Annotated in this window: 21 protein-coding genes; 5 read left to right on the top strand and 16 right to left on the bottom strand. The window is 67.3% G+C overall.

From position 1 onward, the window contains the following. Nucleotides 1-315 precede the first annotated feature (315 nt). Nucleotides 316-3,111 (bottom strand): immune inhibitor A domain-containing protein, encoded by a 2,796-nt coding sequence (locus tag GA0070607_RS10750; protein WP_089018075.1) that lies wholly within the window; start codon nt 3,109-3,111, stop codon nt 316-318. 268 nt (nt 3,112-3,379) lie between these two features. After that, complete coding sequence (acs, locus tag GA0070607_RS10745; protein WP_089018074.1) at nt 3,380-5,344, bottom strand: acetate--CoA ligase; 1,965 nt, start codon at nt 5,342-5,344, stop codon at nt 3,380-3,382. A gap of 387 nt (nt 5,345-5,731) precedes the next feature. Here acs and GA0070607_RS10740 point away from each other — a divergent pair, with 387 nt between their 5' ends. Next, on the top strand, nt 5,732-6,478 hold the full coding sequence (locus GA0070607_RS10740; RefSeq protein ID WP_089018073.1) for a Fic family protein: 747 nt from the start codon (nt 5,732-5,734) through the stop codon (nt 6,476-6,478). An 81-nt stretch (nt 6,479-6,559) separates the two neighbouring features. Here GA0070607_RS10740 and GA0070607_RS10735 read toward each other — a convergent pair whose 3' ends face one another. The 13 genes from GA0070607_RS10735 to GA0070607_RS10675 form a co-directional block, all read right to left on the bottom strand. After that, nucleotides 6,560-7,363: an HAD family hydrolase gene (locus tag GA0070607_RS10735; protein ID WP_089018072.1), complete on the bottom strand. Its 804-nt coding sequence runs from the start codon at nt 7,361-7,363 to the stop codon at nt 6,560-6,562. Nucleotides 7,364-7,714: 351 nt separating this feature from the next. Then, nucleotides 7,715-8,986, bottom strand: coding sequence for a tyrosine-type recombinase/integrase (locus GA0070607_RS10730; protein WP_231930947.1), 1,272 nt, complete (start codon nt 8,984-8,986; stop codon nt 7,715-7,717). Next, nucleotides 8,986-9,258, bottom strand: a complete 273-nt coding sequence (locus tag GA0070607_RS10725; protein WP_089018071.1) for a helix-turn-helix domain-containing protein — start codon at nt 9,256-9,258, stop codon at nt 8,986-8,988. Before GA0070607_RS10725 ends, GA0070607_RS10730 begins: the two co-directional genes overlap by 1 nt. 29 nt (nt 9,259-9,287) lie before the next feature. Then, nucleotides 9,288-11,081, bottom strand: coding sequence for a replication initiator (locus GA0070607_RS10720; RefSeq protein WP_089018070.1), 1,794 nt, complete (start codon nt 11,079-11,081; stop codon nt 9,288-9,290). Next, on the bottom strand, nt 11,081-11,347 hold the full coding sequence (locus GA0070607_RS10715) for a hypothetical protein (protein ID WP_089018069.1): 267 nt from the start codon (nt 11,345-11,347) through the stop codon (nt 11,081-11,083). The genes GA0070607_RS10720 and GA0070607_RS10715 overlap by 1 nt, the downstream gene beginning before the upstream one ends. Beyond that, on the bottom strand, nt 11,344-12,039 hold the full coding sequence (locus tag GA0070607_RS10710; RefSeq protein WP_089018068.1) for a hypothetical protein: 696 nt from the start codon (nt 12,037-12,039) through the stop codon (nt 11,344-11,346). The genes GA0070607_RS10715 and GA0070607_RS10710 overlap by 4 nt, the downstream gene beginning before the upstream one ends. Further along, nucleotides 12,039-12,443, bottom strand: coding sequence for an RRQRL motif-containing zinc-binding protein (locus GA0070607_RS10705; protein WP_089018067.1), 405 nt, complete (start codon nt 12,441-12,443; stop codon nt 12,039-12,041). Before GA0070607_RS10705 ends, GA0070607_RS10710 begins: the two co-directional genes overlap by 1 nt. Then, a complete protein-coding gene (locus tag GA0070607_RS10700) occupies nt 12,440-12,742 on the bottom strand; it encodes a hypothetical protein (protein WP_089018066.1) in 303 nt (100 codons plus the stop codon). The genes GA0070607_RS10705 and GA0070607_RS10700 overlap by 4 nt, the downstream gene beginning before the upstream one ends. Then, nucleotides 12,739-13,179, bottom strand: coding sequence for a DUF6197 family protein (locus GA0070607_RS10695; protein WP_089018065.1), 441 nt, complete (start codon nt 13,177-13,179; stop codon nt 12,739-12,741). Before GA0070607_RS10695 ends, GA0070607_RS10700 begins: the two co-directional genes overlap by 4 nt. An 86-nt stretch (nt 13,180-13,265) precedes the next feature. Then, the gene (locus tag GA0070607_RS10690; protein WP_089018064.1) at nt 13,266-13,475 is read right to left on the bottom strand and encodes a hypothetical protein; all 210 of its coding nucleotides are present in this window, start codon (nt 13,473-13,475) and stop codon (nt 13,266-13,268) included. Continuing rightward, a complete protein-coding gene (locus tag GA0070607_RS10685; RefSeq protein WP_089018063.1) occupies nt 13,472-14,341 on the bottom strand; it encodes an FtsK/SpoIIIE domain-containing protein in 870 nt (289 codons plus the stop codon). The genes GA0070607_RS10690 and GA0070607_RS10685 overlap by 4 nt, the downstream gene beginning before the upstream one ends. Nucleotides 14,342-14,426: 85 nt before the next feature. Beyond that, complete coding sequence (locus GA0070607_RS10680; protein ID WP_231930945.1) at nt 14,427-15,350, bottom strand: hypothetical protein; 924 nt, start codon at nt 15,348-15,350, stop codon at nt 14,427-14,429. A 244-nt stretch (nt 15,351-15,594) separates the two neighbouring features. Continuing rightward, nucleotides 15,595-15,915 carry a hypothetical protein gene (locus GA0070607_RS10675; protein ID WP_089018061.1) on the bottom strand — a complete coding sequence of 107 codons (321 nt, stop codon included), beginning with the start codon at nt 15,913-15,915 and terminating at the stop codon, nt 15,595-15,597. Between the two features lie 220 nt (nt 15,916-16,135). Between GA0070607_RS10675 and GA0070607_RS32295 the strand changes: the two genes are divergently transcribed. The 4 genes from GA0070607_RS32295 (at nt 16,136) to GA0070607_RS32290 (ending at nt 20,096) form a co-directional block, all read left to right on the top strand. Continuing rightward, nucleotides 16,136-17,467, top strand: coding sequence for a helix-turn-helix domain-containing protein (locus GA0070607_RS32295; RefSeq protein WP_157743130.1), 1,332 nt, complete (start codon nt 16,136-16,138; stop codon nt 17,465-17,467). A 10-nt stretch (nt 17,468-17,477) separates the two neighbouring features. Further along, entirely contained in the window at nt 17,478-18,029 is a 552-nt protein-coding gene (locus GA0070607_RS10665) for an NUDIX domain-containing protein (protein WP_231930943.1), read from the top strand. A gap of 204 nt (nt 18,030-18,233) precedes the next feature. Next, complete coding sequence (locus GA0070607_RS10660) at nt 18,234-18,635, top strand: hypothetical protein (RefSeq protein WP_089018059.1); 402 nt, start codon at nt 18,234-18,236, stop codon at nt 18,633-18,635. 783 nt (nt 18,636-19,418) lie between these two features. Beyond that, nucleotides 19,419-20,096, top strand: coding sequence for a hypothetical protein (locus GA0070607_RS32290; RefSeq protein WP_157743129.1), 678 nt, complete (start codon nt 19,419-19,421; stop codon nt 20,094-20,096). Nucleotides 20,097-20,163: 67 nt separating this feature from the next. Here the strand turns inward: GA0070607_RS32290 and GA0070607_RS10655 are convergent, their stop codons facing one another. Further along, nucleotides 20,164-23,187, bottom strand: coding sequence for an N-6 DNA methylase (locus GA0070607_RS10655; RefSeq protein ID WP_197701253.1), 3,024 nt, complete (start codon nt 23,185-23,187; stop codon nt 20,164-20,166). Nucleotides 23,188-24,675: the final 1,488 nt, after the last annotated feature.

The raw sequence follows: 24,675 nt of genomic DNA, 5'->3' as shown, positions 1-24,675 counted from the left end.
TCATGATGTGCGCCACACACCTTTACAGAGAGCCCGGCCGGTTGTCACGAGTCGATCAAGCGAGCCGAAGGTGGTTTTGGAGGGTTCTGGGACGACAAATCATGACCAGATAGTCGTGGCCTCAGGCAACTATTTTCATCACGGTTCTATCAAGATCATCAATTCTGCACGGGATTATGAGGTTCCCGATATCCAGCGCCCGAGCCGACGAAAACGTCACGCCGCGCGGTGGGACCGAACGCGGAACGGCCCGCCCGGAGCGTCGTGCTCCGAGCGGGCCGTCCGTTGATCCGTCGGACGACGGACCTGTTGCGGTCAGTTCCTCGCCGGGGTGACGTACACCGTGGCGGACGAGTTGTCCCGTGCCGCCTTCTTGATGGTGAGCGAGACCCCGAAGTTGACGCCCTGGTCGCCCGGGTTACCGGTGCCCAGCACGATCGCGCCGCCGCCCAGGGTCACGCCGTAGAACTCCGGCGCCGGGCTGCCGTCCGGGTGGGTCACCCGGGTGGTGTACGGCGCGTTGTTCCGCGACGGCAGCACCACCGAGGCGTCGTTGTCCCGGGCGTACGCCGCCCCGTCCCGCATCTCGATGCCCGGGTACCAGGTCTTGGCATCGGTGAAGGACTTCACAGCCGCCTGCGCCTTGAACTTCGTGCAGTAGGCGCTGTACGGCTCGTCCGCCGCCTCCAGGCACTCCGTGAAGGGGTACGTCTTCTGCAGCGTGAACGCCGCGTTCGCCGACTGCGGACGGCTGGGCAGGTTGTCCGTCACCGACGGGTCCTTCACGGCCGCCTCGCCAGTGCGCCGGTACGGGTCGAAGTGCGAGTCGACGACGAGCAGCCCGCCCTTCGCGCCGTAGCTGGGCAACGCGGTCATCTGCCCGGTGACGTGGTTGACGTCGCCGAGCGCGGTGTCCCGGTACCAGACCAGCATGCCCGGGGCGTTGTACGAGATGCGGTCGACCTTCCACGCGTCGTGCGAGTAGATCGTGTCGTAGGCGTACTTCAGGCCCTTGTCGAAGCCGTCGAAGTTGCGCCACTCCGCCAGGTAGAACTGGGCGTGGATCTCGGTGCCGCTGGAGACCTTCCAGCCGCCGCCGGTGGTGTCGACGAAGGTGCCGCCGGTGGCCGTCCAGCCGTTGGCGTCGCCCTCGACGTCGTCACTCCAGGTGATGGCACCGCCGCCGGTGAGCGAGAAGTCGTCGACGAACCAGTTGCGCTCCTGGAACGCCTCGTCGGTGGCCTGGCGCAGCCGCAACTGCACGGTCGTCCCGGCGTACGCCGACAGGTCGACGTAGTCGTGACGCCAGCCGTCGGTGCTGCCGGTCAGGCCGTACTTCTTGCCGCCGAAGTCGTTCATCCGGCCGTTCGGGTCCGGGTAGCCGTCCGGCGTGGTGACCACCGTGCCGCCCTCGTCGTACACCTTCTGCTCGGTCCAGGTGGTGCCGCCGTCGGTCGAGAGCTCGACGAAGCCGTAGTCCCAGTCGTCCTCAATGATGTAGTTGTTCCACATCCAGAACTTCGCGTCCGCGGCCGCCGGCACGTCGACCGAGCGGCTCAGCTTGACGTCCGCCCACTCCTGGTCGTTGTTGCTGTGCCACATCTTCGTGCCGCTGTGCGGCGTGGCCAGCGTCGTCACCTTGTCCGGCAGGTCGACCTTGATGCCGTCCTCGGAGTCGATCGGCGTACGCGAACTCTGCCCGAGCTTCACCTCGCGCGGGTTCGACCCGGGGCGGATGGTCAACGGGTCGGCCCAGCCGAGCACCCACTTGTCCCAGATGCCCATGTGCGTCGGCAGCGCCTGGAAGATCTCACCGGAGTGCGAGCCCGAGGCCATCAGGTCCCAGAAGTCCACGTCCGAGTCGGCGTTGCCGGAGGTGTCGTAGAGGTCCGGCAGGCCCAGGTCGTGGCCGAACTCGTGCGCGAACACGCCGACACCGGCGTCCTCCGGCTGCACGATGTAGTTCGACACCTTGATGTTCGTGCCCGGGATGGTGTAGCCACCGGCGACCGTGGAGGAGTGCGCCCAGACGGCGTACACACCCTCGGCACCGCCACCGCGGGACTTGCCCTGCCCGGCGTGCACCAGCACGAGGTGGTCGATCACGCCGTCCGGCTCGAAGACGTTGCCGTCCCCGTCCCGGTCGGCCTGGTCCTCGATGTCGTAGTCGGCCCAGGGGAAGTTCGGGTCCGTCGTGGCGAGCGCGTCGATCGCATCGGTCGCCAGCCGGCCGGCGCCGGCCGGGTTCTCCGGGTGGCCGTTCATCGACTGCTCACGGCCCGGTACCCAGTTGCCGTTCTCGTCCTGGAAGCAGCGGTTGGCGGCGTACCAACCCTCCGAGTGCGGCACTGTGACCCACGGGCTGGCCTGCCCGGCAACCGTGTACGCGTTCTTCGACATCTCCAGGTACATGTTGTGCATCGTGCGACCGGACAGGTCGATGCCCTGCTTGCCGTCCGGCCCCCGCAGGTCCTTGCGCACCCGCTCGGTGATGCCCTTCTTGCTGTAGAGCATCTTGTCGAAGTGGGCCGGCGAGAAGTCCGGCACCCACATCGAGTTGTTGTCCTCGTGCGGCAGGGTCGCCGGGTTCGGGATGTTGTTGTGCTTCGGGCCGTTCTGCACAGTGCCGGGGACGCAGGTCCGGTCCTCGAACACCGTCTTCGGGACCATCACCCCGGTGAAGTCGTCGTTCGCCTGGTCGTTGAACTCCACCAGCAGCGTCAGCAGCTTCGCCGTCTGTGTGGTCGGCGACTGCTTGATCTTCCGGGGGCTCTTGCCGGTCTTGATCGACTTGGCTTCGATCTTGGCCAGCTGCCGGGCGGTCACCGGGTTGCCCCGCGCATGCTTCTGATCGAACGCGCGCGCGTCGTCGACGGCGGGGGTGTAGACGCCACCCTTGCCCTTGACCTCGCGGCCGGAAGTGTCCGGCTGCACCTCGGGCTCGGCGTAGTTGATGTAGTGCTCGTCGGCCCCGATCACCGCCCGGGGGGTGGCGGACGACGTCTGAGCTGCCGCGCTGCCGGTCACGGTCAGTGACGTGGCCGCGAGGGCGATGGCGGGCAGCGCGACGAGTAGTCGTCGTCGCGACCCGGACTGCGGTTTGTGGTTCATGCCGCTCCATTTCTCGGGCATGGGGAGGAGGACGTGGGGGTGGCCGACCATCGATGTGACATGTGTCGAACTCCCCCAACCTGCGTGAACCTAAATCACAACCGGCCCAAAGGACAGAGGCGGCCCGCCGCGTATGTCCGTTCAGCTTCTCCGGACTCGTCCGACTGACCGATGTGACAGTGGTGAGGCGGTGTGGGTCGTACCCGTAAGAAATGACGGAGGGTGGCGGTCCGCACGGACCGCCACCCTCCGATGTGTACGCCTGCCGTCAGTCCTCGTCGGACTTCGCGCCGCTCATCCCCGAGGAGATCAGCTCCATCACTGACGAGTCCTGCAACGTGGTCACGTCGCCGAGCGACCGGTTCTCCGCCACGTCGCGCAGCAACCGGCGCATGATCTTGCCCGAGCGGGTCTTCGGCAGCTCCGGCACGAGCATGATCTGCCGGGGCTTGGCGATCGGGCCGAGCGTCTTCGACACGTGGTTGCGCAGATCGGCGATCAGCTGCTCACCCGCCGCACCGGCGATGTCGGTGCTGCCGCGCGGAATGGCGAAGGCCACGATCGCCTGGCCGGTCGTCGGGTCGGTCGCGCCCACCACGGCCGCCTCGGCAACCGACGGGTGCGACACCAGCGCCGACTCGACCTCGGTGGTGGAAATGTTGTGCCCGGACACCAGCATCACGTCGTCCACCCGACCCAGCAGCCAGATGTGGCCGTCGTCGTCCTTCTTCGCCCCGTCACCGGCGAAGTACATGCCCTCGAACCGGCTCCAGTAGGTCTCCAGGAACCGGTTGTCGTCACCCCAGATGGTGCGCAGCATCGACGGCCACGGCTCGCGCAGCACCAGGTACCCGCCACCGCCGTTCGGCACCGACTGGCCCTGGTCGTCCACCACGTCGGCCGCGATGCCAGGCAGCGGGGTCATCGCCGAGCCCGGCTTGGCCGCGGTCACCCCGGGCAGCGGCGAGATCATGATGGCGCCCGTCTCGGTCTGCCACCAGGTGTCCACGACGGGCAGCTCGCCCCGGCCGATGTTCTGCCGGTACCAGATCCACGCCTCCGGGTTGATCGGCTCGCCGACGCTGCCGAGCAGCCGCAGTGAGGACAGGTCGAAGCCGGCCGGGATGTCGTCGCCCCACTTCATCATCGTCCGGATCAGGGTGGGGGCGGTGTAGAGGATGGTCACCCCGTACCGGTCGACGATCTCCCAGAACCGGCCCTTGTTCGGGGTGTCCGGGGTGCCCTCGTACATCACCTGGGTGGCGCCGTTGGAGAGCGGCCCGTACACGATGTAGGAGTGGCCGGTCACCCAGCCGATGTCGGCGGTGCACCAGTAGACGTCCGTCTCCGGCTTCAGGTCGAAGACCGCGTGCGTGGTGTACGACGTCTGCGTGAGGTAGCCGCCGGTGGTGTGCAGGATGCCCTTCGGTCGGGCCGTGGTGCCGCTGGTGTAGAGGATGAACAGCGGGTGCTCGGCGTCGAACGGCTGGGCGGTGTGCTCGGCCGAAGCCGTCTCCACCGTCTCGTGCCACCAGCGGTCCTTCGACGACCAGGACACGTCCTCGCCGGTGCGGCGGACCACCAGCACGTGCTCCACCGAGGGGCAGTTCGCCACCGCCTCGTCCACGGTCGGCTTCAGCGCCGACGGCTTGCCCCGCCGGTAACCACCGTCCGCGGTGATCACCACTTTGGCGCTGGCGTCCTGGATGCGGTTGCTCAGCGAGTCGGCGGAGAAGCCGCCGAAGACGACGCTGTGTGCGGCGCCGATCCGGGCGCAGGCCAGCATCGCGACCGCCGCCTCCGGGATCATCGGCAGGTAGATCGCCACCCGGTCGCCGGCGGTGACACCCAGCTCGGTCAGTGCGTTCGCCGCCCGGCAGGTCAGCTCGTGCAGTTCGGCGTAGGTGATGGTGCGGGTGTCGCCCGGCTCGCCCTCCCAGTGGATGGCGACCTTGTCGCCCCGGCCCGCCTCGACGTGCCGGTCCAGGCAGTTGTACGCCACGTTGAGCTGCCCACCGACGAACCACTTGGCGAACGGCGGGTTCGACCAGTCGAGCACCTCGTCCCACTTCTTCGACCAGGCCAGCCGGTCCGCCTGCTTCGCCCAGAAGGCGAGCGGGTCGGCGGCGGCCTCGGCGTACGCGTCGGCGGTGACGTTGGCGTGCGCGGCGAGCTCGGCCGGCGGGGGGAACTGGCGCGTCTCGTTCAGCAGATTGGCCAATGCCTCGCTCATGCCGTGACTCCTCGTCCTCGGGTGACCTGCGTCTCGCTGGGCACGAGGGTAGTCGGGGGGCTTCCAGCAGGCGACCGCTGCCCGCTCCCCCGCGCCGAGCGGCCCCCGCCGCGCGCCCGACGGCCCGCGCGGACGTGCCCGCGTCGGGCGGGCTGAGTCGGGCGGCCTCGATCGACTCGCGCGCCGGGCTTGATCGACACGAGGTCGGCGATATCGCGGTATCCGGGCGACGGGGTTGCCCCGACATCGGCGATCTCGAGTTGACCTTGCCCTGATCGGGCTCGTCGAGTGGGCGTGGTCGGGCCGCGTGGGCGTGGTCGGGTGGCTCGGGTCGCGTTACGGGCGGGTGCGACCCGCGAGGTCGGGCCGGGTCGTTAGCGTGGCGGGGTGACCACCGACCCGCTCGCCCCGCTGCTCGCGCTCGCCGACATCGCTCCCGCCGTCGAGCGGGCCCGCGAGCGGTTCGACCAGGCGCTCGGGCACCGCGCGCTGCGCCGGCACGGCGGCCAGGTCGCAGCCGAGGTCAGCCTCCGGTCCGCGGTGGCCAGCGCCGCCCTCGAGGGAGCCACCCACGAGCGCGAGGCGGTCCGCGCCGGCACCGTCACCGACCCGGTGCTCCAGGGGGCGCTGCGGGTCGCGGGGGCGCTGCCCGGGCTGAGCGAGCTCTGGCCGAGAGCACCCCGGCAGGCACTCGCGAAGCTGCACGTGCTCGCCGCCCGGGACCTGGTGCCCGAGGACGAGCTGGGTCGCCCGGTGACCGACCCCGTGGTCGCCGCCCGGTTGGACGGGCTGGCCGGGCTCGTCGCCGGCGGCACGAAGGTCTCTCCGCTGGTGCTCGCCGCCGTGGTCCACGGGGAGCTGCTGAATCTGCGCCCGTTCGCCGGACCGTCCGGCGTGGTGGCCCGGGGCGCCGCGCGCCTGGTGCTGCTCGCCAGCGGCCTCGACCCGCGCGGCCTGCTCGCCGTCGACGTCGGTCACCGCGAGCGGGAACCCGAGTACGTCGGCTCGGCCGGCGCCTTCGCCACCGGCACCCCGGACGGGCTGCGTTCCTGGCTGCGCCACTACATGGCGGCCGTGGAGGTCGGCGCCGACCAGCTCACCATCATCGGCGACGAGATCCTCGCCGCAGCCTGATCCGGTTTGTGGTGCCTCACAAAGAACGCGAAGAGTGCCAATACCCCCAGCACAGGTCCACCATCGGCCGGGGATGGGGAGTCAGGCGGTGGCGGCGGCGCGGGTGCGGCGGTGCCGGCCGTACCAGGCGATGCCGATGGCCACACCCACGCCGACGCCCAGCGCCGCCGCGGCCACCGGGACGGCCGGACGCTCCCGTAGCCGACGGCCCAGCGGGATCGGGTGGCGGAACTCCAACACCGGCCAGGCGTTCTCCGAGGCCAGCTTGCGCAGCTGCCGGTCCGGGTTGACCACACTCGGGTGGCCCACGCACTCCAGCAGCGGTCGGTCACTGTACGAGTCCGAGTAGGCGTACGAGTCGGCCAGGTCGTAACCCCGGGCGGTGGCCAGCTCGCTGACCGCCTCGACCTTGCTCGGGCCGGCCGCGTAGAACTCGACCTCGCCGCTGTACCGGCCGTCCCGCACCGTCATCCGGGTGGCGATCACATCCGTCACCCCGAGCAGTTCACCGATCGGCCGGACCATCTCCTCGCCGGAGGCGGAGACCAGCACCACGTCCCGGCCGGCCGCCTGGTGCTCCACGATCAACGCGGCGGCCTCGGCGTACACGTAGGGGTTGATCAGCTCATGGAGCGTCTCCGCGACGATCTGGCGGACCTGCTCCACCGGCCAGCCCTTGCAGAGCGCGGCCAGGTAGTCCCGTGTTCGGGCCATGGTCTGCTCGTCGGTGCCGCCCAGCCGGAACATCAGCTGCGCGTACGCCGACTTGACCACGTCACGCCGGGTGATCAGCCCGTCCCGGTAGAACGGCCGACCGAACGCCAGGGCGCTCGACTTGGCGATGACGGTCTTGTCCAGATCGAAGAAAGCGGCACTTCGGCCCACGGCGCGAAAGTCTAGCCGGATGGTCTATGGTCGGCGGGTGCCCGGGGTCAGGCCACCCCTCGGACCTGCGGGCCGGCGCCACCACCTCCGCTCAGCGTGATCGCACTCACACTCCGCAAGGAGATTTTCGCGGTGAGTGGAGTGGACACCACTCGACGTGACGGGCCCGCTCAGGCAGACTTGTCCGCACGACGAGCTTTCATATCTCGGAAAACAGACAGACCCTCGGCGGTTGCACCCCCCGTGACCGCTGAGTGGTTCGGCTCGACCCCCCCGGAGCCGAACCTTCGACGACCCCCGTCTCCCCCCGACGGGGGTCGTCCCTTTCTGGGAGCGCTGCTCCGCCGCAGGTCACAGGTCGTTCTCCCGCCCGTCCAGGCCGCCCAGTGACGGCGTTTCGGCAGCCGGAGGCAGCAGAGAGGCAGCAGAGCCGTCGAACGCATCCAGGACGCGGGCCGCGTAGTCGGCCGGGGTGTGGGTGTACCGGTTGAGTGTCGTCGACGCCTGCTCGTGGCCCATGACCCGCTGCACCAGGTTGATCGGGACGCCGTCGGTGACCAGCCAGGTGGCGTAGGCGTGCCGCAGATCGTGAAACCGCATCCCGCCGGCAGCCTTGGCCGCCACGCAGGCAACGGCCTCCCGCTCGGTGGTGAACTCGGCCGACCACTCGATGCCCTCCCGATCGGGCCAGACCGCGCGGTACCGGTGCGGCCCAGTGTTGGCGACCTGGCCGAGCAGACCCGCGCGGACGAGCGAGGGCAGCCAGATTCGGCGGCGGAAGTTCGACCGGCGTAGTGGGCGTCCTACCCGGTCGCGGAAGACGAGCGTGCGTGGGTCCGGGTCGTCGGCGTCGGTGTGCAGCTCGCGAAGCGCGGCCAGAAGGAAGCCCGGCAGCGGCACGCTCCGCACTCCGGCGCGACTCTTCGGGTACGGACGCAGCACGATCCCGCCGTGCGTCTCCTCGGCCACCTGGACCACGCGCAGCAATGCCCGGTCGAGGTCGACCGAGGACCACGTCAGCCCGGCGCACTCACCCCAGCGCAGACCGGCCCCGGCGGCGGCCGAGACGATTGCCCGGTGCCGAGGCGGGACGGCGGGCAGCAGCCGGCCGAAGAAGTCCTCCCGGCTGATTGTGACCGGCTTGACGTCGCGGGACCGGTCACGCGGCAGCTTTACCCCTTCGGCCGGGTTGGTGGCGATCAGCCGCGCCTGAACCGCCGTGCGGAGGATCATCGACAGCAGTTGGTAGCACTTGGCCACGGTGGTGGGAGCGAGGTCCCTGCCCAGGCCAGTCACCCACTCCTGCACCGACATGAAGTCGACCTTCCCGAGCGGCCAGTCACCCCACTTTGGCAGGACGTGCGTGCGAAGCATCGAGACAGTGCGCTCGGTCGTACGCGCCTCGACGGCCCGAGTGGCGAGCCACTGCTGAGCGAAGTCACCGAAGCGGGTACGGCCGGCGTGCGGGTTGACGTAGGTGCCCCGGTTCAGGCCGCTCTCGACCTCCGTCAGGAAGGCAACGGCCTCCCGCTTCGTGCGGAAGCTCTTGGACTTCTGCCCACCGGCAGGGTCGCGCCAGCAGGCGCGGAAGGTGCCAGCCGGAGTCTTGCGAACGAAGCCCATCAGTACCTCCGCCCGTGCTCGGTGCCGGTGGCGGTGGGTTGGTCGGTGACGCCGTCGAGCCAGGAGTGAAACCGGGCGCGAGGGATGAGCCAGCGACCGCCGAGGCGGGTCGCCGGGATCGTGCCGTCCCGGACGAGGGAGTAGGTGCTTCCGAGCGAGATGCCGAGCAGCTTGGCAACTTCCCGGACGGTGTAGGTGACCGGCTCGACGACGACCGCCCCGGTGCGAGGGACGAGCCGAACAGCCGGGCTGGGTCGGGCGGTGGTGCTCATAACGGGCGACCTCCTCAGGTCTGTCGGGGTCAAGCAGCAGCCGACACGGTGCCGGCGGGGATGGTGCCGCGTTCGTGGGCAAGTTCTTCGCAGCCGGTGGTTCGTCGCTCGCGGGCCATAGCGGCGGCGGTGTTGGCCAGGAGTGCGTCTCCGGTGGTGTGCCAGCCGACTCCGGCGAAGGTGAGGGTGCCGACGATGAGCGTGGTGTCGTCGTCGTCGAGGTGGTCGACGGCGCGGAGGGTGCTGGGTTGCTCGTCGGCCTGGTCCTCGTGTTCGTGGCGTCGGTAGGTGACGCGGGTGTCGCGCAGGAGTTGGAAGGTGACGGAGTAGCGGCGGGCTTTGGTGAGGAAGTGGCCGCCGAAGCCGAGCATGTGAGCCCACCGGCGCAGCCGGGCGTAGGGATTGGTGGCCTGTGGTCTGCTGGCCGGTTGGGTGTCAAGGGCGGCTTGACGCTGGGCGACGCAGACGGGGCAGGCGGCGTATCGGGTGTGGGTGCCGCAGTCGGGGCACTCCCAGCGGTCCACGAAGCCGGGTGTGGGCCGTTGGTCCCGGGGCCGCTGGGAGAGCGGAACGGGTGTGCTGGTGGGTCGGCCGGTGCGCCAGCAGGCGTCGATGAGGCGGGCGGTGTGGTCGCCGCCGGGGTCGGCGTAGTCGCCGATCGAATCGGCGTCGAGCCTGACGGAGCGGTGCCCGGTTACCTCGGTGCTCTTGGTGGCGTACTTGGCAAGGTAGCCCGCGACCATGCTGTCGGTGACCTCGCCATCTCCAGTGAGGGAGATGGGTCGGATGTCGACCTGCTCGCCCCAGCCGATGAGCCAGCCCTCGGGCCGGTCGGGGTGACCCGGGGTGGCGAAGCCGACCTGCTCGGCGGCGTGCCGGAGGGCGTCTTCCAGGTCAGCGACGCTGAATCCGGCAGGCGGGGGCACCACGGCGGCGGGGTCGTACGCGTCGACGCCGTCGAGGCGCACCAGGGCGTGGAAGTGCACCGCGCCCCGAGCCTGGAATTCGGCCACCTTCCCGTGCGACAGGCGGACCGGCGGAACCCTGCGGGTGTTGCCGGAGGCGGTGACGACCTCGACGCGAGGAATGCCACGACGGCGGGCGAGCTTGGCCAGGTGGCGTTCCGCGGCTTGCTTGGTGCGGTGCCACAGTTCGCCGGAGAACAGGTTCCACACGACCTGGTGGGTGTGGTCGTAGCAGTCCAGGCACAACGGCTGTCCGAGCACCTGGTCCCCGGTCTCATGGCGTGCCCAGCAGACCGCCGGTCGACCGTGCTCGCAGAGGCCGGTGTCGCGGCGGGCGTGACACGGATCGGCCCGGCAGTCGCAGCGCTTCCGGTTGGCGCACGTGTGCCGCTTCACCACGCGAACGTGGACCGGCCCGAACGACGGTGCAGTGAACGTGGGGAACACCGCCGGGTGCCGGGACACCGTCTCGGGGACGCCTTTGCCGCCGATGAGACCGGCGCGCAGGAGCTGAAACGCATCGCGCTGGTAGGTGTGGGCGCACGCGGGGCAGACGGTGGCGCGTCGGTTGCCGCAGGCGGTGTAGATGGCGGCGTCGGGCATCGCGTCGGTGTGCCTCTGGTCCAGCACCCGGCCGGTCGACGAGTCGACGGTGAGGAGCTGCCCGGCGAGGCGGATGGGGCGGGTGCAGCCGGCAGCGGCCCGGACGTGTTCCAGCCAGCCGAAGTAGTCCGGGCGGGTGGCGCGTGCGAAGGCGGAGCCGGCGGCGGTGTAGCCGTAGACGGGGGCGACGGTGTCGGCGTTCGAGCCCACACCCCGGGCCGCGGCTCGGGGTGTGAGGTCCAGCGTCGAGGCCATCAGCCGCGTACCTCGGTGAGGTGGCGGGTGGTGATGGTGCGTTCGGTGACGATGGCCCGGCAGGCACCGCACTGGCGCTTGGCCGGCTCGTGCCGACGGCAGGGAATCACGGCGGTGGTGTCGCCGCAGCGGATGGTGACCGATGCCCGGCAGGGACCGCCGGGAATGACGTCGACGAGGGTGCGTCGGATGTCGAACGGGTGTGCGTCGGGGTAGGCGGGGCAGGTGTGGGTGACCTGCTCGATGTCGACCAGGTAGATGGTCATCGGACACCACCGATGGTGGCGAGGACCTTCCCGGCGACGGCCGGGGTGACGTCGAGCCGGTCGGCCAGCTCGGCGGGGGTGATGGGTGCTCCGGTGGCTTGTTCGTGCTGCACGGCCGCGAAGCGAGCAGTGGGCAGCAGGTGGGCGGGGACGTCGACCGGCTCGACGGCCGGGGTCGGCTCGGGGGCCGGGGTAATGGCTGCCGGTGGTGCCGGCTCGGCGGTGACCTGCTCGGCCACCTGAACGCGGATCGGCTGCGCCGGCTCAGCGGCCGGCGGAAGGTGCTGCGGGGCCGGCGCGGGGGCGAGGACGAGTTTGACCAGGGCCATGAACGCCAGCGCGGGAACGGCGGACAGGAGCCACCCGGACGGGCCGGGTTTGGCGACGGCGAGTTGGGCGGCGAGGGAGAGGCCGGCGGCGGCGATGAGCAGGACCATCGGGTAGCCGATGGGTGCACCAACCCGGCGGCGTCGCCGGATGGTGAGCAGGGCGGCGATGGGGACGAGTTCGGAGATGACGGCGTTGGCCCAGCCGAACCATCCCGGGGTGTTGGCGGGGCTGTTGGCCATGGTCCAGTCGTGGACGTGGGTGAAGGACGCGGCCCCGGCGGAGCCGCCGACGACGATGAGGATGAGGACCAGGACCAGGCCCTCCAAGCGGGTGCCGGCGCTGGCCGGCGTGTTAGCGGGCATTAGTGGCCTCCGTGGCAGTCGAGGCAGCAGCCGTAACGGCGGGGGATGTAGTAGGGCTTCACCTGCTGGCACACGCGGCAGGTGCGGCGGGCGAGCAGGGCTTTGGCGATGGCCTCCCGCTGGGCGGGCGTGGCGGTCCGTTTGGGTGCGGCGAGGTCGGCGCGGTAGAGGTAAGCGACCCGGCGGTTGCTTCGGTGTCGCCAGAGGATTTGAGCGACCGGGTCATGCCCTCCAGGACGCAGGCCGGCAGCGCGCAGCTGCCTGCGGGTGGCAAGGCCGTCGGGCGCGGCCTGGTAGGGGAAGGTGGGGAACCCGAAGCGGGTGCCGAGCGGGTCGTAGAACTCGACCCGGATGCCGGTGCGGTCGGCGAGCTGGTCTAGCTCGTTGCTGCGCAGGTCGGTCATGGCTTCTCACCGCCCCAGCGCTGCTGCGCGGCTTGGCGGGAGATGCCGAGGCGGGAGCCGATTTCGGCCCAGGAGTAGCCGAAGGCCCGCAGGCCGATCACGGCCTCACCGATCGCGTCGTCAATGACCGATGACAGGGCGACGAGGTCGCGTAGGGCTTCGACGTCGCCGGTGGCGACGCGACGGCCGTGGGCGCGGATGATGCGGCGCGCGAAGCCGGCGAACTCGTCGTTCTCCACGACAGTCCGGTGCTTCAGTTGTTGCCCGAACGGCGTCAAGGTCTTCTTGACGGTGCTCATGCGTTCTCACCTCCGGCGTTGCGGAGGGAGTCCCACTCGGCGGCAGCCGCCGTGAGGGCGGTGATGACCTGCTCGGCGGTGCGGGCCGGGTCGTCGTTCCACGAGTAGGGCGAGGTGTGCTCGTCGAGCAGGTAGCCGTCTTCGTCGATGAAGAACACGGGGGCGGTGGTGTCGAGGTAGTCGACGAACACGCCGAGGGCGGCGAGGTAGTCGGCGAGGGCGTCGGGGTCGAGCTGGGAGAAGCGCTCGACGCGGTATCCGGCGCAGGCGATGCCGATGGCCCCGGCGGCGCAGGCCGGCGGGGTCGGGTTGTCGGTGGTGTTGGCGTAGTAGGTGCCCTGGTGCCAGCCGTGTCGGCGCAGGTAGAGGGCGGCCATCCGCAGCAGGTCAGCGGGTGTGACCTGAACGGTGGTGGGTGGGTTTTGGGTAGCCTTCATGGCAGCCACGTCCTTTCGGTAGGGCTGTTGGTGGAGGTCGGCAGGACCGGCGAGCTTGCGAGGCGATTCCGGTCCTGTCGGCCGTTTCAGGTGGTGCGTAGCCGCAGGTAGCGGCGGTGGCGGGTGTCGTCGCCGCCCATCGAGGTCGGCGGGGACAGGTAGACGAGTCGGCCGCTGGCCGAGGCGACCTGGACCATGGCCGCGATCTCGTGCGGCTGGGCGACGATCCACAGCTCGACGAACTGCGCCGCCCGTTGGTTGTTGGCCTTGGCGTAGGTGCGTTCGCGGGTGGTCATGCCACGGCCTCCCACTCGGTGGCGGTGCCAGCCGGGACGGATAAGCCGGTGGGCCGGCGAATCCAGGCGGCGTAGTCGGCGATGCCCGAGATCTGGGCATCCGACAGGTAGGCGACCTTGATGCGGCGGGGCACGCCGCCTTCAGCGATGAGGTAGGCCGCGCCCTGGTTGCTGGGCGAGATGTCGGTAGCGGAGTAGCCCTGCTCGGCCCAGCCGTGACCAAGGACGATGTTGGAGCTGTTCGGGGTGGTGCACCGGAACGCGGCCCGGTAGCCGAACAGATCCCGCAGCGAGGTCGGGATGATGTCGAAGGACGGCCGCTGGGTCGCGGCCACCACTGGGATGCCGGCGGCGCGGCCCCGGGCGACCAGGTCCCGCAGGAGCGCGACGAACTCTTCTTGTTCCTGCTTGCTGCCGACGGTGGCGGAGAAGAACGCGATCTCGTCGACCAGGACGGTGATGACGGACAGGCCGTCGGCGGCGGTGAGCTTGCGGCGCCCATGGGCGCGGAGCCAGGCGTAGCGGTTGTTCATCACCTGTTGGAGCCGTCGCAGGACGGTCAGCGCGGCGGTGATGTCGGGGCCGATGAACGCGTCAGCGCAGTCTTCCCACTGGCCGAGTTCGACGAGCTTGCCGTCGAGCAGGACCAGGCGGGAGTCGACGGCGAGGGCGGCGTGGGCGGCGATGCAGTTCAGGAGGCCGGATTTGCCTCCGCCGGGTTCGCCGCCGGCGAGCAGGTTGCGGTAGGCGAGGGTGATGTAGACGGGCTGACCGAATTCGTCGATGCCGACGAAGATGGGGTCGAACATCGACAGGCCAGGCCCCACCGGAACCCCCGACGTCGGGGCGGGTGCCGTGGTGGTCATGAGTGCCCTCCTTGGGCGATGGGTGGGCGCGGAGAGCCACACGAACGAGCCGCTATGGCTCCCCGCGTCCAGGCGTTGGGGTGGGTCAGATCCAGTCGGAAACGTCCTCGGCGTCAGGTGCCGAGGAAGCCGCGGGCTTGCTGCCGTTGGCGGTGGTGGCCGGCTTCTTGGTCTGGGCCGGCAGGGTGATGGTGGGTGCGTCGACGTCGGGCAGGTCCAGCGCCGTGGGGATGACCGGCATGGGCCGGTCGGCGGTGGGGGTGTCCGGGTGGATGACGTCGACCAGCGGAGAGTTCACCTGGGCGGTGAGGACTTCGCGGCGTTTGATGTCGAACCGCAGGTAGGCGGCGTTGCCGTCCGAGGCGCGCTCGATCAGGGCGGTGGCGGCGTGGCAGGCGACCGCGATGCGGTCCAGGCGACCTTCCAGGTCGGCCATCGAGAGGCCGGGTCGCAGGTAGACCCAGACCCGCTCACCGACCGGGGTGGGACGAGCCCAGAGGATCAGCGGCAGCGAACCGGACTGGTTGGCGATGATGAACTGCGCGAAGCACACGCGCAGCCGATGCCGCACCACGAGGCACCAGGTCCAGGCGATGACCTGGCGGCGGCTGGCGGGGATGGCGGCGGGAACGCCGACGACCAGGGCGACCACGAGCAGGGTCACCAAGGTTGGGGTGTGGTTGGCCAGCTGCACCCAGCCGGAGCCGAGGAGCGTGGTGAGCCCGATCTCGGGGGTCCACCACCACAGCAGCCGCAGCACCGGCCAGATCCGCACCAGCACCCAGACGAGGCCGCCGGTCGGTACGCCGATGAGCGCGCCGACGAACACGGCGAGGATCGGGTGGATGTAGGAAGCGGCCACCACGGCCGAGAGCAGGCCGACGATGACCGCCGTGAGGATGAACGCCAACCGGGCGTTGCGGGCCGAGGAACGGTGGATCTTGGCCTCGATGACCGTCACTGTTCCGGTGTTCCGCCCGAAGGGGCGGCGGGGGCTAGACTTGGACACGACGAGTCCTCCCTTGCACAAGGGGTGGATGAGTGGAGGGCACGGGGTCGGCAGGTTTGGACGCCAGTACCGACCCCGCGCCAGCTCTTGCGGGATGTGACCACCGATCGTGGTCACCAGGCCGAGAACGTTGGACGCCAGAGCCGCCCTCGGACTGCTTCTTCAGTTGGTGGGTCAGCGGACCTCAGGCCGCTTGGGGTTGCCACGGACACCAGTGGCAGACACAGCACGGTGATCGAAGGGCCTACTTGGTCGCCGAGTTACCAGCCTTCGGCTTCAGCGAGATCGCACGGAACGCGACGCCGTTGCGCCCGTTGGTCGCCCACGGGATGGCCTCCAACTGCTCGACAGCGACGAGCTGTCCCACCGTCACGCCCGGCTTCTCACCCGCCGTGGTGATGGTGATGATCTCGCCGCCAGTCTCGTCGAGAACGAAGACCTGGGTCGACCACATGAGCCGGCCAGTGTTCTTCTCCGACCGCTGATTGCCGTTCTGGTCGTTCTTCGGCTCCGGGTCCTTCGTCACCTGGACCTGCTTGCTCTGGGTGTCCACGTACAGCTTCATGTCTGCTCCTTTGGCAGAGGGCTTGGGTGCCCCGGGGTGTCTCTCACCCGTGCATCAAGAAAAACGCATGCCGGGCTGACCGAGCAGGTGGCGAGACAGGGCGCACACGGCGAGGGATGGCTGGTAGTGACTAGGGATGACGCACCTCTTGCATTCGGCGCAATAAATAGGGCATGGTGGATCGGGCGAATTGTGTCTGCGCATCGATCGGGGATGGTTCATGACGCCGCTACGGCAAGCGCGACAAGACAAGGGTTGGTCGAAAGCGCGGCTGGCCCACGAACTGGAGCGGCTGGCGCAGGGACGGCATGCACTGGCGACACGGGCCAGCCTGCTACGCATGATCTCGGCATGGGAAAGCGGCGAACGAGACGCGTCTGACCCGTACCGTTCACTGCTGTGCGAGGCATACGCGCAGGACGCTGCCGAGCTAGGGCTCAGCGGCGGAACGGACCGAGTCCGCTCTGACATCGGCCTCACCTACAGCGCCTCGCTAAGTCAGGCCGCGTCAACCCTCGGCGATTTGACGCGGTTCGACGACATGAAACACACCGCCGTGACCCTCGGCAAATACATGCCGGACGCGCTCAACGCAGCATGCCTCGACTGGCTCTTTGGCGCTTCTGTGACAGACCTCCCGACGCGCGGCGGTGCAGTCTCTCCACAAGATGTAGACGAAGTCCGAGCGATGACTAGCACGTTTGACGGGCTTGACCGGAAATTTGGTGGCGAGCACTGCCGAATGATGGCAGTGCGATATCTGCGAGACCGCGTCATTCCGAAGGTTCATGCGACGAAGCCGTCAGCTATTGAGCGGGAACTTTTCAGCGCGACCGCAGTGCTTTGTGAGCTGATCGGATGGATGGCCTACGACACGTCACGGCACTCTTTGGCGCAGCGATATTTCATTCAGGCGCTACGTTTTGCGGAGGCCGCCGGCGACCAGGCTTATGCTGCCTACGTCCTGACCAGCATGGCTGACCAGGCCCTGTACCTTCGCCGACCCGACCAGGCACTCCGACTCGCCCAGGTAGCCCGGGACACAAGCACCCGGGCCGGCACGCCGGTCGCAGTTACCGAAGCATGCATTTTCGAAGCACGAGCCTTTGCCGCCCAAGGCGACGAAGCGGGCTGCACCGCGGCGCTGCTTCGCGCAGAGCAGAGCTTCAACCAGGTCGTCCCAGAAGAAGGCCCGGAGTGGAGCAGGCACTGGGGCGATGTGCTGTTCGCCAGCCACGCGGGCACGTGCTGGGTCGAGCTCGGCAAGGCTAAGGAAGCGCGGCCCATGCTGCAACTGGTCTGGGACAACACGAGGGACCAAGCCCGCCGCCGCGTTTACGGTGCCGTCCAGCTGGCTCGGGTGGCACTCCTTGACGGGGACATCGAGCAGTCAACAGCCTTCGCCACGACGGCAGTGGAATCGGCCACCGGACTGACGTCTCATCGATCCCGAGAGCATCTGACACAGCTTCGGAAGCAGCTCGCACCGCACGAGCGGCACGTCGCCGTCAGGGACTTTCAGCGGCGCGCTGATCTGCTCCTGGCCAGCTGAGGTGCATGAGGTGACCCTGCTGGGAGTTCAGTACGGTAAGGCCGTGACGTTGGCCGAGGATCTCCTCGCTGAGGGCGAGCCGGAACGCGAGTTCAACCCAGGCATTGCTGGGCGGCTGCCCCGCAAGCGGGTGGCCGGCGGCGCCCTGATCCGTGATCCCGCTGGCAGGGTGCTGTTCGTCGTGCCGGGTTACAAGCCGTTCCTCGACATCCCGGGAGGCGTGGCCGACGCCGGTGAATCACCGCTGGCCGCGTGTCGCCGGGAAATCCGCGAGGAGATCGGTCTCGATCTGCCTGTCAGACGGCTGCTGGTGGTCGACTGGATTCCGGCTCACGGCGTCTGGCCCGACGGCATCATGTTCATCTTTGACGGCGGGCAGCTCGACGAGGACCAGGCCGTTGCCCTCAAGCCGACCGACGACGAACTCAAAGGTCTACGGTTCCTGGCCTACGACGACGCGGTGCCGCTTCTCCGGCCGTCCATGGCACGCAGGGTGCAAGCTGCGCTCGACGCACTCGACGATGACCATCCGCACTACGCCGAGTTCGGCCGGTCCCAGTAGCCAAGCGGGCGGCCGGCCGCCGGCGTGTCTAGTCCCAGCACATGCTTGACGAATCCGTCCCAGCACATGCACGACAGTCCGCCTTGATTACTCGATCATCCTGAGTACCTTCAGTGACCATCGAGCGGTGGTGGCGGTGGGCTTACGCACCCATCCGCTCGTGTGCGACACCACGTGCGACTGCTGACCCGCCTGGAGACACACATGGACGTGGCCTGGACCGCGATCGATCCCGAGAGTGGCGACCTGGCCGCCACGGAGACCCGGTCTGACGCCGACGGGTTCATGTCCCGGCTCCAGCACCTTCTGCTCGCCGGGGAGGGATACACGGAGGTGCGCCGCGTCGAGGTGGACTACCCCCTCTTAACGTTCTCGTTCAGAGGGAACTACGGGGTCATGCACCTGTTTGAGTCGCCAGACGACTGCCGCCTACTCCGTGGGGATGGAGGGCTGCCCGCGACGAGAAACATCGACGTGCCGGTGCTCGACGGCGACCGCACCTTCTCGGGTGACTTCGTCATGAGCGTGGCGAGGGCAAGGGCGGCGATCACGGCCTTCATCGAAGGTGCTCCAGCCGAACGACTCGGAGAATGGGTTCGGCTCTGAGCCAGCGCAGTGTCGTCTTGGTCGTCAGCACCGCTTGATCAGCGCCCCGCTCGTGCTGCGATGAGCCGGCCCTGTCGTGGACCGTAAGGGGCCTCCGGGATCGTCCTGAGGATCATGTCAAGCATCTGGTGGGACGCGAATGTCAAGCATCAGCCGTGACACGACACGGCCGGCCGCCGGCGAAGTGGTTCAAACTTTCTGTACGTCTTCAAGGCGGCCCGTAACGGGCCGCACGCGCCGCCGCCTGGGCGCGCGTCCGACGCTCCGCTGTCGCTCCACGCCGGCCACACAACACGCCCGGCGGCTGGCGCGGAGAGCGGGAAGCCCGGGGCCGCCGCAGACGGTAGCGCCGAGAGTGGTTGCGGCTTGTGGGCCGGCAGCCGGCCGAGGCGCGGCGGCCGTCGCACCGCCGCGCCGTGGGGCGAGTCACCGCCGGCTGTGGTGGGGATGCGGCGCGGAGGATGCGGGGCCGCCCCTCCGACCTCAAGGGTGCTTCGCATCGCTGCGCGACGGCCCTGCGGGCCGCCCTTGACCCCGGAGCCTCTGCGACCCCTCGGGCCGGCGTTGCCGGCAGGCGGGGGCCTGCCCGGATAGCACGCGCCGCATCCCCACCACAGCCTCGTTGCGTGGGGCAGTGTCAACGTCCACTTGACATCGCTACCCGACGGTGCGTGGCAGTCAACAGCGCACAGGAAGCGCTCGCCACCCCGGCGCGTGTGGGCCATCCCGGTTCGCTGGCGTTTCCTACACTTTGGTTCTGACGACGTGACAGGAGCCGCTCCAATGATTGAACCCGAAAGCAATAAAGAACACGAGTTTTCAATCGAACTATCCACCCCTGACTGGCTTGCTCCTATCGCACCTGCACTGAAGGTTGGCTACACACATCGCCGCCAGGATCGTGGGCGGCGATTCATCGAGGACAGTGCGCGCCACGCGGGGGTTGAGCCCGGAGAAATGCTCAGCTGGTCCAGCGAGAACGAACTATTTGCGGACGCGTTTACAGCGGCTGGCGAGAAGTCAATCGCTACCGGTGATCCGCATCTTAGGGGGGCGCTTGCCCGACTCGTAGCAGCCGCATTCAAAGACGACGCTCGGATCGAAACTGTCTCGTTCATGATCAGTCTCACGACGCAGCTTGAGCCTGTACACCTAAGGATCTTGAAGATCCTTGAAGAAATAAGTAACGTCGTGAACAGGCCTAAGAGCAACACCGCACTCGTAAAGAGGGGGGCGCAGGTCCCAGAAATTGCTGAGAGCGCCGCTGCTGAATGGTCCGTTGTTCTCGCTGCCTTGGTTCGGCTGCAATCGATGGGTTTGGTGAATAAGTCACCGTCAGGTGTGCCTGAAACTCTAGACCAGAAGACAATCCTGAGCCTGCTGGAGTGGCAGACAACAAACCTGGGGGTGGAACTACTCGCTTTGTGCGACGAAGTCGACGCCGAGTCCCGTGAAAGCTAGCGGTACTGAGCGGCGGGCGGCGGCTTGATGACGGACTACGTCTGCTCATCCTTGCGATGCCTTTGCGCTACTCCGCATCTGCCTGCACTGGCGGAATCACTCGCGCGACTACGTCGTCAATGCGCTGAGCGAGCTGACAGCGCACAAGCTCTTGCCTGATTACGCGTCTCGCGCGCTTGAAATCCGCGACTGCGCTGAGGTCGACCGCAGCCGCTACAGCCTCGGCCTCAAGTGACAGGCTCGCCAGTTCCTGATGGTTCTTGTCCTCGGCATCGTACGAGGGGATCGGTACCGCGAAAACGTTCTTGTCGATGTCCCGGCCACCAAAAAGACCAAGAGCCTGCAGGGGTCGAACCCGCTCTAGGACCATCGTCGAGTTCAGGATACCAACCAGGTAGCGAGCCTCTTCTGCCCCACTGACAGCCGCCCAGTACAGTTTGTGGTCGATAATCGGCTGCGAATCATTCAGGCGTGCCGCCGCAATGCTATTGCCTGCCTTGCTGTAAACAACGCGGTGGCTACCTGTTGGGATTTGTGCACCGAGCTGACCATGGAAGTTAATACGCTGCAGCAGGCTGGAGTCATCGCTTTCGACCTTGTTGGCTCGCCAGATTTCTTCGGCTTCGCTCCACCAAGACGCTAGCCCTGGGTAGTCCTCCACCCTTTCGGCTTCAAGGATTCCTTTAGGACCGAGAGGTAGTACCGCGCGAAGTGGCTGGAGCATGCGGAACGGTACCAGCGTTTCGCCTAAATGGACTGATCTGACGAAGGCCCGTTCCACAGTCTGTCGAAGTGTCCGCACGCCCTTCCATGGCGCTTTCTCAAAGGGTGTCCGACGAGCCTGGACCGCAATGCGTCCTGCTCCAAAGCCGATTGGGCTGGACGCAGCCTCTTCGGCGAAAAGTAGAGCACGTGGCGCGAGGACAGCCCCTTGGCGAAAGCGACGCTTATACGGTGAGGCAGGCGGGAGGTTATCGCTCCCCAAAACGGAAAGGGTGACAGGAGTAGTGGTAAATCCTTCTTTAGCGGTCCCCCAGCTCATATTTGGATTACGACTGCGGGAGGACCAAGCCAAAGCCTTCGCGGGCATTCTGCGAGGTGTGTTAGGCCGCGACTGACCCGCGACGACGCACGAAACCATCGGAAAGCCAGTGGGAGCCCGCGTTAGGTCCCACGGTTCTGCGAACTGCACCGCAACATCGCCGCCCCATCTCCCTGACCGGAAGCCCTCGTGGGGTTTCCGTGTAAGCGTCCCGTGCGGCATCACGAATGCAAATCGCCCGGACGGCTTTAGGTACAGTTCGACTGCTCTGACGACGAAAAGGGTGGACAAGTCACGGCCAGACGCGCCCAGCCCTCCAGTCAGGAGACCCCTCTCCCTCGACAGGTCCTTATACTTTTCCTGCATTGCTGCGGTCATCTTCGAGTAGCGGAGCCAGGGCGGGTTTCCGATAAGCACATCAACCTGTTGGTCGAGTTCGGAAAGCCACAAAGGACGGATGAGGTTTCGCGCGTAGTATCCCCAGATATGATTTCTGCCGGTAGCATGCAGCCGGCGCATGGTGTCGAAAGTGTTGGCGAGTATCGGAGCGTCGTTGGCGTGTATACCGAACTGACGCAGCACCGGTGCAATAAGGTCTGAGCTTCTCCTGGTCGAGGTCGAGAGGACCTTTTCTGCCATGGCGTTGACAAGCCGGTCGAAACTTCCAGCGTCGCGAAGCACGTTGCGTGGGAAGACTAGGTCGTCACCAAACAGCAGCCCGCCGCCGCCCTCAACTAGCTCGTCCCCCGTGGTCGAAATCCTCACCTCCTCGCTCCCGCCTAGGAGGTCTCGCCTCTGCTCCCACTGAACCGAGTCCCCGAGGTACACCGGGATTGACAGCGGCCCGCGGTCGGGGTCGGCGAGACGCTTGCTTCCGATTGCCAGCAGGAACGTGACGCGCGCCAAGGTGACTGCTACAGGGTGGATATCGATCCCATAAACCATCTGCGCAACGCCTGCAACGGCTTTCGAATTTGCTACAGCAGCGTCGTCGCAAGCCGTGAGATAAGCTTTGACTGCGTGAAACAGAAAGGTTCCTGAGCCGCAGGATGGGTCCAGTACACGCTGGTTGAGCGGATCGGTGACGGCAGACGCCACGATTCGATCTGCCAGCCAATCCGGTGTGTAGTACTCGCCTAAGCTGGCGCGGTCCTCCTGAGGGATCACCTCTTCATAGAGGACCTTCAGGACGTCATGCTCGACCTGGCCCCAGTCGAAACGCGCGACCCGATCGGCCAACTGTCGTACAAACTCAGGTCCGCCCTCGACGTGCAGGACCCAGTCGAAGAAATCTGCCTCGACTGCCCCGTGGATTTGGGCGCCCGAGAAGACCACGCCTTGAGCAAGAGACGCTGGTGTAAGTTCGCCTGTAGCTGAGACGTCAAAGCCAACAACAGCATGGGCGATTATCTCGGCCGTTAGCACGAGCAGGGTGTGGTCAACGAACAGCTTCTGGTCGTCAGTGAATGCTTTACCGAAGGCGGTTCGAAGCAGCTTGGACCAAAGCTGCCGCTTCAATTCGACTTCGGGGATTGATGAAGCCTGGTCATATAGTGTAGCCAACGAAGCGTGGTCGAGGAGGTGTGCCGGAGAGGAAGCGCCGAGTCGACGCCGGATAGCCTCAGGTGTGGGCTTGACGGCCTCATGAGTTGCCAGGATCGCCTCTAGCCAGACCAAGAGCTTTTCACAATCAACGGTAGCGCTACTTACCGTCAAGGTCGCGACCTGCGTAAGTCCGCCAGGTGTCAGGTGGTATAGATGCCAATCCGTGCCGTCGGTCAAGATGCCGACGTATCGCGTTCCCAGACGCTGGCTCTGAATGGCAACGTAACCCTCTAGTTGCGTCTCCGCGTCTCGGCATATATTGGCATTACGCAGATCCTTCTTGACTTCAATAACGCAATGCCCCACCTCTACGTCGAGGCGGCGACGTGTGCCGTCTCCGGTAGGTACTTCCAAACGAGCCACCTGTGCGGCATTTAGCGCCAGACTTCCCGCTGTAAGGAGGAGGTAGATGTCGGCCTGTAGGTCAGCCTCGGTTCGAGTCATGTCGCGCGAGGCCAGCCTCGCGACGGCATCAAGGACTACATCTGATGGCACGCCACGCCCTCCCCAAGAAGATCCAGGGGCAGCCTACGCCGCTTGGGCGTGCCCGGGTAGCGGGCGCACTGCGTTGCGCCGCCCAGTGGGATAGAACTGCCCGAACACGGCGAGAGTCAGGACAACAACCCGTCTACGGCTCCGCCCGGACCCGCGTCACACGCTTCGCCAGGTACCAGACGCACTCTCCCGTGCTTTCGAAGTAGACAAGATGACCTGATAGGCCGAGGACCGGATTTCCCACAGCCCCGGTCTGGATCACCGTTCCGATTTCGTCTCGCCCGGATACGCGGACAGGCCACGTACGCGAGCTCCAGGGGTCATCGGGCTCAGATCGCTGCACTCGGATGTCCATTCACGAATCGTACGTCCTCCTGCGATGTGGCCCGGTTCCGTGACGAACGGGGTGTCGTGCAGCCAACAGCGGGCGAGGTGGTGGCGTCGTGCCCGTTGCGTGCCCGATCTCGCGGTCACCGACGGGTAACCACGGTCAACGCCTGACGGCCGGCAGCCTGTCTGGCCAGCGGTAGCGGCAGGTGGCGAGGGTGCTTGGCTTGCAACGCCGAGGATTCCTAAACTGTGTGCCGCCTAGAAGGCCGGCTGGTTGCATCGCAGCTTCTGACCGTTGCGGCGGCGCTCGCGGTCGATCATCATGGCGGGATGATCGATCTAAGGGGCCATGCCGCGTAGGCGGCCCAACAGCCTTCGTCGCGAGCGTGTCAGGGCGCGGGCGTCGAAGACGACTTCCAGGATTCCTGGCCTTTCCAGCGGCACGGTCGCAGAGATCTCGCGCTTGGAGCGAAGCCGGCTCTGCCCAGGAGACGTGCAAGCTGCTTGGGAGCGATGGGGCCGCTTCGTTCGAGAACCCCTAAGAACGTTGGACCGCATTGCACTTGTCGGAGATGTGGGAGAGTTCTACGACGGATGCGACTGTTGCGGCCCGACCGACTTCGGACGCAGGAGTTTGGAGAACGCCATGCTGTCGGCTCCCGCCGCCCGCGACCTGCGAGCGCAGGTGGGCAAGCTCGATCAGTGCTTGACTTGGAGAGCCCGTCGAGCAGGTGCGGCTCATCTCCTTGCGGTGTGGTGGCACGAGTAGGTGCCATATACCCATGGCCCTACTGCGTGTAAGTACAGCGCTCGGCGAGGGCTGGCAACCTGCCTACCGGACCATCCGCAACCGCCTCACCGGCAACCCGTAGGTTCAGGGCTAGGGCGACGACCAGGCCGAGGGCGGAGGCAGCGATGAGGCAGCGAGCCCTTTGATTCAGACGGGCAGGAGACAGCAGAGGACGCCTAGCGTCAGCTGCTCGACCGCACCCGTTGGCACCGCTCGGTACGGGCTGACGAGGTGTGCCCGGCTCCCCCCGACGGGGGTCGTCCCTTTGTACTGGGAGCGCGCCCCACTGTCAGAGGTCGTCTTCCGGTCCGTCCAGG

Origin of the sequence: Micromonospora coriariae (assembly GCF_900091455.1) — a bacterium.
GTDB classification, from domain to species: Bacteria; Actinomycetota; Actinomycetes; order Mycobacteriales; family Micromonosporaceae; genus Micromonospora; species Micromonospora coriariae.
The sequence above is the reverse complement of the archived record's forward strand: the minus strand, read 5'-3'. Positions and strand labels throughout refer to the sequence as shown.